General features: G+C 40.7%; 13 protein-coding genes. 5 read left to right on the top strand and 8 right to left on the bottom strand.

Annotated elements, in window-relative coordinates:
* Positions 1 to 26 precede the first annotated feature (26 nt).
* A complete protein-coding gene (locus tag AC1D7X_RS01785) occupies positions 27 to 1,688 on the bottom strand; it encodes a DNA repair helicase XPB (RefSeq protein WP_495474535.1) in 1,662 nt (553 codons plus the stop codon).
* Between the two features lie 341 nt (positions 1,689 to 2,029).
* Entirely contained in the window at positions 2,030 to 3,217 is a 1,188-nt protein-coding gene (locus AC1D7X_RS01790) for an amidohydrolase (RefSeq protein ID WP_495454735.1), read from the bottom strand.
* Between the two features lie 341 nt (positions 3,218 to 3,558).
* Between AC1D7X_RS01790 and AC1D7X_RS01795 the strand changes: the two genes are divergently transcribed.
* Together AC1D7X_RS01795 and ftsW are read left to right on the top strand one after the other, a co-directional pair.
* Positions 3,559 to 3,906, top strand: coding sequence for a YugN family protein (locus tag AC1D7X_RS01795; RefSeq protein WP_495454329.1), 348 nt, complete (start codon positions 3,559 to 3,561; stop codon positions 3,904 to 3,906).
* Between the two features lie 15 nt (positions 3,907 to 3,921).
* Complete coding sequence (gene ftsW, locus AC1D7X_RS01800; RefSeq protein WP_495474623.1) at positions 3,922 to 5,154, top strand: putative lipid II flippase FtsW; 1,233 nt, start codon at positions 3,922 to 3,924, stop codon at positions 5,152 to 5,154.
* Between the two features lie 56 nt (positions 5,155 to 5,210).
* Here the strand turns inward: ftsW and AC1D7X_RS01805 are convergent, their stop codons facing one another.
* Positions 5,211 to 5,579, bottom strand: a complete 369-nt coding sequence (locus tag AC1D7X_RS01805) for an Asp23/Gls24 family envelope stress response protein (RefSeq protein WP_495454328.1) — start codon at positions 5,577 to 5,579, stop codon at positions 5,211 to 5,213.
* A 316-nt stretch (positions 5,580 to 5,895) separates the two neighbouring features.
* Here AC1D7X_RS01805 and cax point away from each other — a divergent pair, with 316 nt between their 5' ends.
* The gene (gene cax / locus AC1D7X_RS01810; protein WP_495474536.1) at positions 5,896 to 6,966 is read left to right on the top strand and encodes a calcium/proton exchanger; all 1,071 of its coding nucleotides are present in this window, start codon (positions 5,896 to 5,898) and stop codon (positions 6,964 to 6,966) included.
* A gap of 110 nt (positions 6,967 to 7,076) precedes the next feature.
* Here the strand turns inward: cax and AC1D7X_RS01815 are convergent, their stop codons facing one another.
* From AC1D7X_RS01815 to AC1D7X_RS01835, 5 genes are all read right to left on the bottom strand, one after another.
* The gene (locus tag AC1D7X_RS01815) at positions 7,077 to 7,364 is read right to left on the bottom strand and encodes an Fpa/YlaN family protein (RefSeq protein WP_495454326.1); all 288 of its coding nucleotides are present in this window, start codon (positions 7,362 to 7,364) and stop codon (positions 7,077 to 7,079) included.
* Positions 7,365 to 7,495: 131 nt separating this feature from the next.
* Entirely contained in the window at positions 7,496 to 7,741 is a 246-nt protein-coding gene (locus AC1D7X_RS01820; RefSeq protein WP_495454325.1) for an HPr family phosphocarrier protein, read from the bottom strand.
* Between the two features lie 92 nt (positions 7,742 to 7,833).
* A complete protein-coding gene (locus tag AC1D7X_RS01825; protein ID WP_495454324.1) occupies positions 7,834 to 8,949 on the bottom strand; it encodes an aminopeptidase in 1,116 nt (371 codons plus the stop codon).
* 119 nt (positions 8,950 to 9,068) lie between these two features.
* Entirely contained in the window at positions 9,069 to 9,893 is an 825-nt protein-coding gene (locus tag AC1D7X_RS01830; RefSeq protein ID WP_495454323.1) for a hypothetical protein, read from the bottom strand.
* A 156-nt stretch (positions 9,894 to 10,049) separates the two neighbouring features.
* A complete protein-coding gene (locus AC1D7X_RS01835) occupies positions 10,050 to 12,017 on the bottom strand; it encodes a sensor domain-containing diguanylate cyclase (protein ID WP_495474537.1) in 1,968 nt (655 codons plus the stop codon).
* A 475-nt stretch (positions 12,018 to 12,492) separates the two neighbouring features.
* Here AC1D7X_RS01835 and rpsD point away from each other — a divergent pair, with 475 nt between their 5' ends.
* Both rpsD and AC1D7X_RS01845 read left to right on the top strand, forming a co-directional pair.
* Positions 12,493 to 13,092: a 30S ribosomal protein S4 gene (rpsD, locus tag AC1D7X_RS01840; RefSeq protein ID WP_495454321.1), complete on the top strand. Its 600-nt coding sequence runs from the start codon at positions 12,493 to 12,495 to the stop codon at positions 13,090 to 13,092.
* A 306-nt stretch (positions 13,093 to 13,398) separates the two neighbouring features.
* Positions 13,399 to 14,637 carry an ISL3 family transposase gene (locus tag AC1D7X_RS01845; protein WP_495474538.1) on the top strand — a complete coding sequence of 413 codons (1,239 nt, stop codon included), beginning with the start codon at positions 13,399 to 13,401 and terminating at the stop codon, positions 14,635 to 14,637.
* Positions 14,638 to 14,731 lie beyond the last annotated feature (94 nt).

The raw sequence follows: 14,731 nt of genomic DNA on the forward strand, positions 1-14,731 counted from the left end.
TTACGATTCAATCTGCCTGCTAACCTCTAGGTCTGAATGGTATATTCGTACCCTTGTTCAATGAGAAACATCTGACGTTGAATGGCGAAATCCTCTTCTTTACTGTCTTTTGTTACAATCGTATAAAAATAAGCGCTATTATCTGTAGCTTTAGGACGTAGAATTCTACCTAATCTTTGTGCTTCTTCTTGGCGAGATCCAAAACTCCCAGACACTTCAATCGCCACGGACGCATCGGGCAGATCTACAGCGAAGTTAGCCACTTTGGACACTACAAGAATTCTCACCTTCCCTTTTCTAAAAGAATCATATAAAAAAATCCGTTCCTGCTGCGACATTTTCCCCGTAATCAGTGGTGCTTGAATAGCGTCAGCAATCCATTCCAATTGATCTAAGTATTGGCCGATAATAAGAATACCAGCCTGGGAATGTTGCTGTACAATACGTTGAATGACAGATAATTTAGCTGGATTCTCCGCTGCGATCCGAAACTTGTGTCTCCCCTCCGCGCAGTGATAAGTATCCTTCATCTCATTAGTCATTGGTACTCTGATCTCAACACAGTCAACCTTAGCAATCCAACCCTGCGACTCCAAATGTCTCCAAGGCATATCATACCGTTTCGGTCCTACTAAGGAGAACACATCTTGCTCACACCCATCTTCACGAACCAATGTAGCTGTTAGTCCCAAGCGACGTGTCGCCTGAATTTCAGCCGTAGCCCGAAATACGGGAGCCGGTAACAAATGGACCTCATCATATATAATGAGACCCCATTGTCGTTCATTAAATAACTTCATATGTTCGAATTCGCTGTCTTTTGTGCGTCGATGGGTAAGAATCTGATAGGTTGCCACCGTTACAGGTTTAACCTCTTTCTTTTGTCCAGAATACTCACCTATGTCAGAACATTGTAATGTTGTCTTCTGTTGTAGCTCATCCATCCACTGCCTCACTGACGTTGTGTTGGACGTTAAGATTAATGTCTCACATTGTAATCTCTCCATCACAGCCATCCCAATGACCGTTTTACCAGCTCCACAGGGAAGAACTACTACGCCACTGCCTCCACTACCCGTAAGGCCCTCAAAAGCTTGGAGTGCATCCGTCTGATAATCGCGTAATTGAAATGTCTGTCCATTCCCATCTTTCTTCCAAGAAAATGATAACGCTTGACCAGCATCATAACCAGCCAGATCAAGAATCGGATATCCTAGTCTTGTCAATTCTTGTTTGAGCCATCCGCGCCGAGCTGCATGTATGGCCAATTCCGTCATAGAGACTCGACGTATGCTCATGGTAAGCATTCCCGTCCGTTCAATAATTTCATCTATCATTTGTGAGTCTGTACTCTTCAGAATAAGTTGATATGGAACATCCCGATCCGCTACAAGGGTGAGCTTGCCATAACGGGAGACGAGTTCTCGAATGTCCTGTATCAATCCTAAGGGTACATCCCATCGCGACATCGATTGAAGACTTTCAAGAACTTTCGTTGCAGACCATCCTAGAGCAGCAGCGTTCCATAAAGAGAGTGGCGTAATGCGATATGTATGAAAAGATGAAGGGCTCTTTACTAATTCTGCATAACAAGAAAGTTGCTCACGCGCTTCATCAAATGCGGGATGACCGCATTCTAGCAGAACTGTACGATCACGCTGTACAATACCTGGTTTACTGTTATCCATCCCTAGTTCCTCCTAATCATTCATTGATTCGAATATTGATCTATAGCTTCAATACAAGTAGAAACGACAATGCGGTCCTTTTTCAAAGACGGCACCCATTTCAGCAGAAATATAAGAAAGTATCAATATACTTTCTTAATATTTAGAAGAAGCCCATCTCTAGAGGTACTAGAGATGGGCTTCTTGTTATCCAATGAGGATAAAGAATAGGATACCGTTTACTCCATGCATGGATATCGAGTTCCATCGAACATCCCTCTCTTGAGAAGTATCTTTTCCCAAATCAGAGAGGATCATGCAATACGACACCACTAAACTTCAACATTAGAGGATTGATTCATTTATTTTCCTTCTTGTGATTGTGACAAATATGATTCTACCATGGCTACAAAAAGTTTAACCCCATGCGTCATAGCTTCTTCATCAAAGTCAAAGAGAGGATGATGATGCGGATAGTTCATTCCTTTATCCGGATTCCCTGCACCTACAAACATAAAACACCCAGGTATTTCTTGAACATAATAAGCAAAATCCTCTGCCGGCATAAGCTTGGGTAGTGTCTGGACACAACCCGATGTAAATATTTTCTCCGCTTCATCAAAGAAACGTTGCACTTCATAAGCATCATTTACAAGTGGGGGATATCCCATTACATAGTCAACAGAAGCTTCTGCACCATAGGCTTGAGCCGTTAGAGATGTCATCGATTCAATTCTTTGCCGAATTAGGTCTCTTGTATTCTCATCGAAAGTTCGAACCGTGCCAGAAATTTGACATTTCTCTGCTATCACATTCTGTGCAGTCCCCCCTTTGATGGTCCCCACAGTTACAACCGCTGGTAGAAGAGGATCTGTCGAACGACTAACAATACTTTGTAATTGCATCACGAGCGCCGAACCAGCAACAATACTATCGATGGTCACATGAGGAATTCCTCCGTGTCCACCCTTCCCGATAATATCAATAAAGAATTCATCAGCCGCTGCCATAAAAGGACCTGCAACGCTCCCAACTACTCCTAATGGTAGGGGAGTCCACAAATGAATGCCATAGATAACGTCCACGCCATTCAATACACCACCCTTAATCATACCCTGAGCACCCCCAGGACACACTTCCTCTGCTGGCTGAAATATAAATACAATGTCCCCTCGAACCTGACTTCGACGCTGACTGAAATAGGATGCCACACCTAACAATATGGAAGTATGACCATCATGGCCACAAGCATGCATAACGTCTTTCACTTCTGAAGCATAATCACATTGCTTCTCATCTTGAATAGGCAGAGCATCCATATCTGCTCGTAGCGCAACTTTCCCTCCAGGGAGTTCTCCTTTCAGGGTTGCTACCACACCGTGACCGCCCCCGAAGTTCGTCTGCACGTCAATACCTAGTTCGCGCAATGTTGTAGCTACGAATTCAGATGTATTCTTTTCTTGATAAGACAATTCAGGATGACGATGCAAAAATCTTCTCCACTGTATCATTTTATTTTCTATTTCATTTAGAAGCATTTCTTCAATCATCATCATCCGCTCCTATTCCATATATTTAATCTAAAGCCCTTATCCACTAATTTAGCTATGAGCCCCTGCCGTTGGCATAACAATAGTCCATGAGCTTATACGCTATCTTTATAGCTTATGTATCTTACGATTTACTAGCTGAGCATGAGGATATGGTAAATTCCCTGATTCATCTTCATGCTTCTCCTCTCTCGAAAGCGCTTATTTCTTTTCTTGTTCCATTGTATCAGAATTAGCTTCAGAGTGGGTATTCACCTCTATCCTTGCTTGCACAAGTTACCGAAACATAATATCATGAATAAAGAGCTTTAGAGGTTGATGAATAAGGAGATGAATGAACGATGATTATTGAGAATACAGGACTAGATGGGCTAAAGTGTGACTTAGCTTATATGGATGAATCCGCAGAGAAATCAGGGTTTTTCCGTTGGCAATGGGAGTATTACCGTGCTACATATGAGTATAAAATCGAAGATAAGAACAACCAGGAGGAGTACTTTGTACGTATAAACACACGTGCAATCGAGGGCAAATTAGAGCAACCGGATACGATTCTTGCTGTAGAAGCTGTATACATGGGTAAAGGAACATTTCCTCATGGACTGGATTATGAAACACCTATTCCTGGGCCTATCCAAGCGATTGCTAATAAGAAATTGCAACAGTTCAAAGCAACTCTTGAAGCATAACGTGGTAATCCAATGATGAAGGAAAATAAGCCCCAGCCCAAGAAGGGGATGCCCGATTTCCAGTTACTTATCCTCACACTTCTACTCGTCGGATTTGGGCTCCTCATGGTTTTCAGTGCTAGCTCAAGTCTTGCCGTTTCCAAAGAGGCGTATCACTATGATGCTCTTTTCTTCACGAAACGTCAGTTCATATCTGTTGTTCTAGGTATTTCCCTTATGTTTATCACCATGAATATTCCTTATAATAAGTACAAGAAACTCTTTATTCCCTTTTTTATTGTGACAATTCTAATGCTGATTCTAGTACCTTATTTCGGAGACTTGCGAAATGGAGCTAGGAGCTGGTTCCAATTCGGACCGTTCAGCATCCAACCTACCGAGTTTGCTAAGCTTGCAACCATACTTTACCTTTCGGCTCTGATCACCAAAAAAGGTGAACGATTACGGAACCTTAAGAAAGGGTTCATTCCTGTAATCATGATTGCAGGGGGTGTTGCAGGGCTAATCATGCTGCAACCCGATTTAGGTTCTTGCATGATTCTAGTTGGTACCTGTGGCCTTATCATCTATGCAGGTGGGGCTAACATGAAGCATATTATGGGATCTGTCGGACTATTTGTTCTAGGTGCCGGTCTTGTGCTCGGAGTGAGCACACTCATTGACACTCTATCTCATTCCGACACTGCAAGTTCTGTTGATCAGAACTATAAGAAAGACTATAAGAAAGATCGTTTTACTGTTTTTCTAGACCCATGGAAAGACCCCCAAGATACGGGGTATAATCTAATTCAATCTCTAACGGCTATAGGACAAGGTGGAGCAACAGGTTCTGGATTTGGTCAAAGTATTCAGAAACTCCATTACCTTCCGAACGCATACAATGACTTTATCTTTTCCGTTATTGGTGAGGAATTTGGATTCATCGGTACTGCCTTCTTCCTTTTGTTCTATTTATATTTCATTTGGAGAGGTATTCTAGTTTCACTGCGATGTCCAGACCCCTTCGGAACGTTGGTAGGGATTGGAGTCATGGGACTCATATCTATTCAAGCATTTATTAATATCGGCGGGGTTACTCAGACCATTCCACTTACAGGTGTCACCCTACCATTCATTAGTTATGGTGGATCATCTACACTGGTCATGTTAATAAGTATGGGTATTGTGTTGAGTATTTCGCGTGAGAGCAATAAACCTATAAAACAAGAATATATTAAATCACAAAAAGACTACCGGGCATCCCGGTAGTCTTTTTGTGTGTAATCACTTCATGTCAGAAAACCATACCCATGAGAACAAGATAACTACATGCCAATCTCGTCATCTTTAAAGGCAACGCCTTCGACTTTGACATTGACTTCGACCACATGTAGACCTGACATCGTCTCTACAGCTTCACGTACATTCTGTTGCAACATACGACATACTTCATGTATAGGTGTTTCATAGAGCACGATAATTCGTAAATCAATAGCAGCCTCTAGCTGTCCTACTTCTACCGTGACCCCTTTTTGTACGTTTTTCCCACTAAGACGTTTAGCCCATCCTTCGGACAGTCCTCCAGACATAGCAGCAATACCTGGTGTCTCCAGTGCTGCCATGCCGGCAATCTTCGAGACGACATCATTCGAAATCCGTATATTTCCCATTTCCAGTTGAAGTTGTTCCGTCATGCCCATCCCCCCCTTATACCTCATTATTCGTTATTGTAAATCCAAAAGGATCTAAAAGCAAATAGTCATTTACAAGTTGAATCGACACTGCCATCTTTTATTCAAAGATGGCACCCGTTTCAGCGGAAATATAAGGAATAGAGTATCAAGAATCAAATTCATAATTACGCTAGTCGATTTAGATGCATCGGTGATTATGAAATTGATTCAAGTGAAACTTATACTTTCTTATATTCCAAAAAATGTTTACAACACCCCACTAAATGGGTATATTTTAAAGGAATTTGAAAATACATAAACTTTTGAGGTGTTAGAAATGAAAAAATGGATGAATCCATCCCTACTTATCATTATGTTTGTCTTGAGCGCAGTGGGTCATTATGCTGGATGGGATCCTACACTCCAATTCATACTCTCCGCCATTGCGGTTGTATTCGTTGCTGGATTTCTAGGGAAAGCTACTGAAAATGTTGCTCATTATGCAGGTCAAAGACTCGGTGGGTTTCTTAATGCAACCTTCGGAAATGCGGCTGAACTTATCATTGCGATCTTCCTTGTTAAAGAAGGTCTATACGATATGGTGAAAGCCAGTCTAACGGGTTCGATCATTGGTAACCTTCTTTTAGTTCTTGGTCTAAGTCTTTTTGCAGGCGGACTAAAATTCAAAGTACAGAATTTCAACGTATCGCTCGCTGGACTGAACGGGTCTCTCATGATTGTAGCTGTGATTGCTCTGTTTATACCCGCTGTTTTCTTCAATACACACGTGATTACAGAGAAGGAGACTTCCATACTAAGCCTAGTTGTAGCAGGCATTCTAATCTTGGCCTATCTCGCTTGGCTCCTGTTCTCTATGATCACACACAAAAAGTATTTATCCGACGTCACCGATGAAACTCAAGAGGAGCTTCCTCATGAACGTGAAGCTCATTGGTCTAAGCGCAAATCCGTCATATACCTTATCGTAGCCACCGTTATGGTTGCGTTTGTTAGTGAATGGCTTGTAGGTACACTGGATTCCATAACCGCACGTTTTGGCTTTAGTGAGATATTTGTTGGAGCTTTCTTAGTAGCCATTATCGGGAATGCTGCCGAGCATAGTGCTGCGATCATGCTAGCTATGAAGAACAAGATCGGTGCCTCTGTTGAAATAGCTGTGGGAAGTAGTCTACAGATTGCTCTATTCGTAGCTCCTGTACTTATCTTCATTAGTTATTTCATGGGCGATACAATGGATATTGTGTTCACCTCTATCGAATTAGTTGCTATTGCTGTCGCCGTGTTCATTGCAAAATCTATTATCCAAGATGGATCAACGAATTGGTATGAAGGGCTTCTACTCATAGCCGTATATATTATTCTGGGCGTATCTTTTTTTCTCGTCTAAAAAGTCTCAGCGTATAATTGATTCAAGTGAAACTTGTACGTAATCAAAAAAAATGCATGTCCGTAAACTCGGCATGCATTTAACTCTATGTATGCCTGTGGTTCCACAGGCTACTCTTTGTTGTTTAAGGCTTCATATAGAATGGCCAAATTACGCTCAAGCTGACTAACCAACTGTCTACCCGCAAATTCCTCTAATAAACCTATACGTATTGCAAAGTCTACTTCTTTTGAGAAACCATACATCTGTGTATCCAGTACTTCTTCATAGAGAGGGCAATAACGCGTTGCCAAGTTCTCCATCTGTACTTCAATAAGTTTTTGAATTTTATCTGCATCTTCTTGTAGAAGATTAATCGCTTTGAGATTCAAATGGTCCTGTAAATCAGACGAAGTCATGTCTCTTCCCCCTATGTCCAAAAGTCACCGCTTTAATTCTATTCTTAATATTAGTCGAAAATACGTGTCAATACAAGAACCCCGAAAAAAAAGCACCCTTACTTATACAAGTAAAGGTGCTTTCGCTCCTATTAGTCAGTGATGACTTCAATTTGCAAACCATGTTTCGCAAATACTTCTGTCATAGCTGCCTTCGCTTCATCTGCATCTGGACCATGAACATGTAATTCATAATCCTTATGGCTAACAAGCGTAGTAAATAAGCCCAAAATACTCTTTACATCGATATACTTGTTGTCTGCTTGAAGTACGATGGAAGAACTGAACTTACCTGCTGTTTGAGCAATTTCTACAACCGCTGCATTGTTACTGGACATAGGATCCCTCCGTAACTTGTATTATTTATCGTTATTATTTTACATATTTAATGATACCTTGAATCCGCTTTCTGATGCAAGTCATTTCTATGTTATTTAAGTTGATCTGGATTTAATCCTTGAAGTTCCGGAATGACAAATAATCCATCCTTACGGATAAGAACATCATCGAAATAAATCTCTCCACCGCCATAATCAGGACGTTGAATCAATACCAAGTCCCAATGGATGGATGAGTTGTTTCCATTATCGGTAACATCATAAGCTTGACCAGGGGTGAAATGAAGACTCCCTGCAATTTTCTCATCGAATAGAATATCTTTCATGGGATGAAGGATATATGGATTGAAGCCAATTGCAAATTCACCAATGTAACGTGCACCTTCGTCAGAATCTAAAATATCGTTAAGGCGAGCTGTATCGTTGCTTGTCGCTTCCACAATTTTACCATCTTTAAAGGTAAACTTAATATTCTCGAAAGAGATACCATTGTATACAGTTGGTGTATTGTAACTAATCGTACCATTTACAGAGTTACGCACAGGCGCACTATATACTTCGCCGTCAGGAATGTTCTTCTCTCCTGAACATTTCTCAGCACCAATTCCTTTAATAGAGAACGTAAGATCCGTACCTGGACTTGAGATCCGGACTTTATCCGTTCTTCTCATTAGATCGGCAAGTGGATCTTGAGCAGCGTCCATTTTTCCATAATCAAGATTACATACGTCAAAGTAGAAGTCTTCAAAGGCTTCCGTACTTTTGTTAGCCAATTGAGCCATACTTGCGTTAGGGTAACGAAGAACTACCCACTTCGTATTGTTAACTCTCTCTTGACTATGTACTTTGTGATTATAGATAGAGTTGTATAATTTCATTTTTTCTTCAGGTACGTCAGACAGATCATTTACATTCTCTCCTGCACGAATACCAATGTAGCAATCCATTTTCTTCATACGCTCCAAATCAAGCTCTGCCCAAGTCTCCATTTGCTCCTTTGTCGCATGAGTAAACATGGTACGCTGAACTGATTTATCCGTAAGTTGAACGAAAGAGTTTCCGCCTTTTTTGGCTACCTCTTCTATAATGGCTTTCATCAGATCGCGTTCACTACCGATCATTTCAATTAGTACATTTTCACCAGGTTGTACATTCACAGAATATCCAACCAAATTTTTAGCAAGTTTTTGAATTCTAGGATCATGCATAACTTGTTTCTCCTCCTCGATGTCAATCCATATCTTTTTTTGAACGACGGTTAATTCATAGAACATTGTATCATGATCAAAGTGTCAAGTCAGCAGTAGATGAACGATTCCTAAAGAGATTAGAGTTGAAAAGAAACATCATTCACTATGGATTCAATCTGCTCTATCCCTTCCTGATCCAAATAGGACATGTTACTCTCGGAAGTAAGTCTGATTGGGAGATTACTTGTACGATCTATAGTCATATGATAAATTGTACCCACTTTAGCCTCTTTCAACATCGCCTGAAGTTGCTCATCTCCTTTCTTCCAAATCCCATCAAGTTCAGAGCGAACTTTTGAAGAATATAATGTTCTCTGCTCGACTAATTCCTGTCTTAGGGCATTCATTTCACTACTTAATTGTTTGTCCAGCCACTTCAGAGCATCTTCTGGCTTCAGTTCAATACGAAGGACTCTAGTCCCTCGAGAAGCTCCTCTTTCCTCTGTAATGACCTTGCCGTAGCCACTGATCTCTTCTAACTGATCTAGAGGATTAAACCGGATAAGCACCTGATCCGCTTGATCAGTCGTACTTGATGTATGAACCCACTCTCCATTCATATGAAGAAAATCTGCAGATTTATTTACCTTTTCTTGAACTGAGGTCATATTCTTTTTGCTGGCACTTTGAACAGGTAATATATTTTGCATAGTCAGCTGGTCATGATTAGTTAGTTTTCCTTCATAGGCAAAATGTTGTTCGAATTGCCGTTGTTCATTTCTTCTTAATGCAGCCTCCCCCATAAAAGTAAGTGCCTCCGTTCCCGCTAATCCACTTACAGAGATTTGGAACTGTTCTTCTGGAGAGGTAGTGGTTGAGAAGAAGTTACATCCAGATAAAATGCAGCATAGCCCTACGATGGAGATACACATTCCCCATGTCCGCCCACGATATGTCATCATGATTAGCTCCTCATCTACGAATTTCCACAATATTTTGTTATTAAGGGTATGACATGTTTGTTATACTATATCGTTCCCATTCTCATCTGGATTATAAATGTTTCCATTAGCCTGTATGCAGACAAAAAAAGTACCTTTTTAAAAAAGGTACCTTCGTTATACGTTTCCATCTTCAACTTGAATCTGGTTACGCCCATTATTCTTAGCTCGGTAGAGCGCCATATCTGCCATGTAGAACAAAGCATCAACACTTACTAACTCATCCATCCAAATCCATTCTGATATGCCACAGGACACAGTCACAAGAGGTTCTGTCTCTTCTTCAACCCGTTTACGAATTCTTTCCGCAACCACAATTGCTTGTCTTACCCCAAGTTGTGGTAAATATATAGCCAGTTCCTCTCCACCCCAGCGTGCTGCAAGATCGGTTTGTCGGATAGAGCTTTTAATAATACCACTGACCTGTTTAAGAATTTTGTCCCCTTGTTGATGTCCGTGCTTATCATTTACTTGTTTAAATTGATCAATATCCACCACAATTAACGAGCCGCAGAAATCAAGCATTTGCCTGCTATGTATTACTTCATCTAGGTAACGACGAGCATAAAGATCTGTTAATACATCACGATTTGCCATACGTTTTACCTCAGCGTGTAGCAATGCGTTGCTCACAGAAAGTCCAATATGATTGGATAAGGTTTGTAATAACCGGTAATTCTCATAGGTGAAGAAATGTAACTTATGATGAACTAGCAGTATGGCTCCAATCACTTCTCCTTTAACAATAAGTGGAGTTGCAATCAATGATTCGGCACCCGTATGTTCCATAAATATAGAAGGAATCCTCATGTTCACTCTATAATCAGATAAAATAACAGGTTCACCTTTTCCATATACCAACCCACCAAAACCATAGTCCTTATCAAACACTTCTTTTTCTAAAGAAGGCACATTACAGGACACGACTTCTAATACGTCCAACCCTTTATTATATTGAAGAATACAACAATAATCTGCTTTGAAAATATTTAATAACTCTTCGTTTGAAAATTTATAAATTTCGGACAACCGAAGACTTTGATTTACACGTTGTGTTAATTCATTGATCAAACGCAACTCTTGAATAAGTAATTTGGATTGCTCATATAATTTTGCATTCTCAAAGGCGTTCCCCGCAGTATCGACTAAGGTTGTCACTAACTGTAAATCAAGTTCCTTCAGAAAGTCTTTCCCAGCAAGCAAATAGAAAACACCATACACGCCCTGTGTACCTCCAAGTGGAAATCCTATTTCCAGCTTGTCGTCACCGTTCTCAAATTTGGATTCTTGAATGGTCAATTTACCATCCCTGAAGGTGCGAACTCTTACATCGTCTTCCCATGTTTGAAGAATGAGTGGTTTCACACGTGGGTTATCACTATGATGATCTTGTGACATAAACAATTGTAGCGAGGCTCCAGGATAAAGAAAGGCAATACTATCTAGTACTTCTGTAAGTAACATGTCAACATCAATATGATCATGCATTCGTTCTACAATTTGATATAAGATTGCGGTACGAGCTGCTTCATCATTGGCCTTCTTTTGTTCGCTCATCATATCTTCCACAAATACATATTCAAATCTTTTATAAAAGCAGCTGTTAAAAAGAATCGACATCGATGTAATGATTTCCATTTCTCCGTTTTCAATTCTTGATTTAGGAAGAACACACACCATAATGGCATAGATTTCTTGATATCCACGTGTGAATACAGGAAATAATCCGATGGAGTGCTGCTCTTTGTATTCATCCATAATCTTTGTTTTATTACTTAGACATTCTTCCAACAACTGGGGAGCATCATGTTTCAGATAGTCCGATATGGAAACATCTCCAGCTGCCCAAGTACCATCATATCGTAAAATGGTCCACGACGAATGTTTCATCATAGGCAATGCAGATGACATCTCCTGCCAATCCAAGAAACTTTTCGCTAAAAGCACATGGATATATGGCAAATCATATGTCGTAATGTCCAAATTACGCATCCAGAAATTAACTGATTCCAAGGAGTCTTCCTCTATAATACTATCCCTGAGTAACCTCTCATGCTTTGAAACGTCACTTTGATTTTCGGACATAAGCATATTGCTCCTTTACACTAGTTTGAAAGGGTTATCTGTATGTCACTCTATTAAATTTCGTAATAACGATCAACCCAACCCTAAAGTAATTTGATTAGACATAATAATACAGAATACATATACAATAATCATATTCTACTCTCTTCACACTATATTTGCACCTACATTTCATATTTTTGTCCTATGTTTTTGGGACCAAAGCCCTATCGACAAATTTAGTCTTTTTTCGAATACACTGAGACTTGACTTTTACCTTCTCTATCATTTAGAATTAGTTGTTGAACAAGCGATTTTTTGTTCGAGAATTTGGGCGTAACGTTGTGTCACCCTCACGTACTTTGTTACTGACAAGACAGCGGCTGAACTTTCATGTCAGTTGTGCTTTGGGCCCATGAGCCGCAGCACACACGAAACAAAATACGGCACAAATAGAACCCTACAGAATTTCAATTATAAAGGAGTCTACTATACAATGGCACGTTACACTGGTCCTAAATTTAAACTAAGTCGCCGTCTAGGCATCTCACTAAGTGGTACAGGTAAAGATTTGAAACGCCCTTTCCCTCCGGGTCAACACGGCGCTAATCAACGCAGAAAGATCAGCAACTACGGTATGCAGTTGCTTGAGAAACAAAAACTGCGTCACATGTACGGCTTGGGTGAGAAACAGTTTAAAACTCTATTTAACAAAGCTCAAAAAATGCAAGGTATCGCAGGTGAGAACTTCATGTTCCTACTAGAAAGCCGTTTGGACAACTTGGTTTACCGTCTAGGTTTCGCGAATTCCCGTGCAGGTGCTCGTCAATTGGTATCACATGGTCATATCACTGTAAACGGTAAGAAAGTAAACATTGCTTCTTACATGTTGAATACAGGCGATGTTATCGGACTTCGTGAAAAAAGTCGTGGTCTTTCTTCTATCAAAGAAGCTCTTGAGAACCGTACACACCTTCAAGGTTACTTGGAATTCAATGACACTGCTTTAGAAGGTAAATTCATTCGTTTCCCTGAACGTGCTGAATTGTCTCAAGATATCGATGAGAAACAAATCGTCGAATTCTACAACCGTTAAGATCTTTACCGAAGCTTGGAACTCCTGTTCCAAGCTTTTTTTATACAATAAATTAATCAGATCTTGAATTTAGTAAGCTCCTCTTCACTCCCTCAAATTCATCACTACCGATTAATGTTTATTACAAACTCCATATACTTCAGCCTCAGTTCATCGGTTAATGACATAACATATAATTTACTACATATAATTTACGGCTCAAAACCAAAACCAGTGCTTGACGAAATAATCCAAGGTTGAAAATGGAAAAACATCTGCTCATCCTGTAATGTTGTAAGTCCGACCCAACAACAAAGGAATAAGCAGATGCAGACTAAGTATATCAATGAAATGCTCGACATACCAGAACTACAGATCCAACAGATTATACGGATGAACGCAGATGAAATTCATATAGAAGCATCACCGGTAGCCCCAAAACAATGCTGCCCAATTTGTCGCTCCGCTGAATACGTCACTCGTAAAGGAAGCAATGACATGCGTACCGTACGGCACCTTTCAGTGTTTGAGAAGATCGTATACCTCTTGGTTCCAACCATCCGCATGCAGTGTTCGCATTGTAATGTCGGTTTTGTTTGGGTGTATGACTTTGTTGGGCCTAAAAGACGATACAGCAACCTCTTTCGAGCACGAGCTGCCGAGCAAGCCATTGGCTCAACCGCAGCACATAGCGCCCGTATGCAGCAAGCACCCGCCAGTACCGTGCAACGGATGCACAACGAGGCGGTTCCTGTGGAAAGTGAACGTCTTTCCAAACAGGCGTGGGGACAGGCGAAAGCAAGCAACGGCTTGGTTTTAGGCGTCGATGACTTCGCCATCAAAAAGGGACATACCTACAATACCGGCATTCATGACCTTAAGGGAGAGATGATGCTTGATTTGTTGCCTGGACGAAAACTAACGGATTTACGAGCTTATGCGAAGTGCCATCCGGATTTCATGCTACTTACGCCAAAAGCGGTGGTGATGGATTTGGCTAAAGCCTACCACACATGGATCAGTGAATGTTTTCCGAAAGCAATCCGAATCGCTGATCGCTTTCATGTCCACGGCTATGTCATTGAAGCACTACAAGAGGTTCGTAAAACGATACAGACCAAGCTTTCACCACGGGCAAAAGCATGGCTCAAAGCGCACCACCGTCTCTTAAATCCCCAAGCGGAATCTCTATCTACTGAAAGTAAGAAAACGCTGGAAGAATTGCTCGGTTACTCTCCGCTCCTGCGAAGTTGCTGGGAATGGAAAGAAGATTTTACGACTTGGTATAACTATTCACCGAATATCGAAGTTGCAATACTTGGATTCAACCGTTGGTGTGCACAGGGTGATAAGATCGACCACGAAGCTGTTAAAAGCGGATTGAAAACGATGCGTAATTGGCAAAATGAGATCATCAATTACCATCGTTGTCGATGGACGAATGCAACCGTAGAAGGTCGACATAATCGTATCAAGGCTTATCAACGCAGGCATTACTTCACACGTAATCGTGACCGTTATAAGACCGGGATTTTAGTAGAATGCAATCGTAATCGGCTTAACTAAATAATCAAGCACTGATTACGATGTTGAGCCTAATTTACTACATATAATTTACTACATATAATTTACTACATATACTTAACCTCCCCATCATTCG

This window comes from Paenibacillus sp. Y568 (genome assembly GCF_059445545.1).

Excerpts from the sequence above, each read along its gene's own strand:
- AC1D7X_RS01785 (WP_495474535.1), bottom strand. The coding sequence starts at position 1,688 with ATGGATAACAGTAAACCAGGTATTGTACAGCGTGATCGTACAGTTCTG.
- AC1D7X_RS01790 (WP_495454735.1), bottom strand. The coding sequence starts at position 3,217 with ATGATTGAAGAAATGCTTCTAAATGAAATAGAAAATAAAATGATACAG.
- AC1D7X_RS01795 (WP_495454329.1), top strand. The coding sequence starts at position 3,559 with ATGATTATTGAGAATACAGGACTAGATGGGCTAAAGTGTGACTTAGCT.
- ftsW (WP_495474623.1), top strand. The coding sequence starts at position 3,922 with ATGAAGGAAAATAAGCCCCAGCCCAAGAAGGGGATGCCCGATTTCCAG.
- AC1D7X_RS01805 (WP_495454328.1), bottom strand. The coding sequence starts at position 5,579 with ATGACGGAACAACTTCAACTGGAAATGGGAAATATACGGATTTCGAAT.
- cax (WP_495474536.1), top strand. The coding sequence starts at position 5,896 with ATGAAAAAATGGATGAATCCATCCCTACTTATCATTATGTTTGTCTTG.
- AC1D7X_RS01815 (WP_495454326.1), bottom strand. The coding sequence starts at position 7,364 with ATGACTTCGTCTGATTTACAGGACCATTTGAATCTCAAAGCGATTAAT.
- AC1D7X_RS01820 (WP_495454325.1), bottom strand. The coding sequence starts at position 7,741 with ATGTCCAGTAACAATGCAGCGGTTGTAGAAATTGCTCAAACAGCAGGT.
- AC1D7X_RS01825 (WP_495454324.1), bottom strand. The coding sequence starts at position 8,949 with ATGCATGATCCTAGAATTCAAAAACTTGCTAAAAATTTGGTTGGATAT.
- AC1D7X_RS01830 (WP_495454323.1), bottom strand. The coding sequence starts at position 9,893 with ATGATGACATATCGTGGGCGGACATGGGGAATGTGTATCTCCATCGTA.
- AC1D7X_RS01835 (WP_495474537.1), bottom strand. The coding sequence starts at position 12,017 with ATGTCCGAAAATCAAAGTGACGTTTCAAAGCATGAGAGGTTACTCAGG.
- rpsD (WP_495454321.1), top strand. The coding sequence starts at position 12,493 with ATGGCACGTTACACTGGTCCTAAATTTAAACTAAGTCGCCGTCTAGGC.
- AC1D7X_RS01845 (WP_495474538.1), top strand. The coding sequence starts at position 13,399 with ATGCAGACTAAGTATATCAATGAAATGCTCGACATACCAGAACTACAG.